Source organism: Rhodococcus sp. EPR-157, from assembly GCF_001647195.1.
In the GTDB taxonomy this organism is placed as follows: Bacteria; Actinomycetota; Actinomycetes; order Mycobacteriales; family Mycobacteriaceae; genus Rhodococcoides.
Genome location: NZ_LVCV01000525.1, coordinates 1 through 395 on the forward strand (window position 1 = coordinate 1; position 395 = coordinate 395).

Annotated in this window: 1 protein-coding gene; it reads right to left on the reverse strand. The window is 61.8% G+C overall.

What is annotated here, in order from left to right; all coding sequences use genetic code 11:
- Positions 1-395: AMP-binding protein (locus A2J03_RS23795; RefSeq protein ID WP_156520560.1), on the reverse strand; the 395-nt coding region annotated here is incomplete at both ends.

A 395-nucleotide genomic window follows, 5' to 3' on the forward strand; every position in this document is an offset into this window, starting at 1 on the left:
ACACATCCGTCGGCGCAATCACCATCGTCGCCCCACCACAGAACGCCAACACCAACTCCAACACCGACGCATCGAAACTCGTCGACGCGAACGACAGAGTTCGCGATCCGACACCGACGCCGAAACGGCTGCGCTCGAGCTCTGCCATGTCTGCGATGCCTCGGTGGGTGACGACGACACCCTTCGGCACACCCGTCGACCCCGACGTATAGATCAGATACGCCACATCATCGAGCGACGGCACCGGCAACGAAACACCCACACCCGCACTCACATCAAGCTCAGCACCAACCCCGTCGAGTACCAGCCACCCCACCCCAGGACCCGCCTCACCCAACACACCCACATACTCCGACACCGTCACACCCACCACAGCACCCGAATCCGACAACATA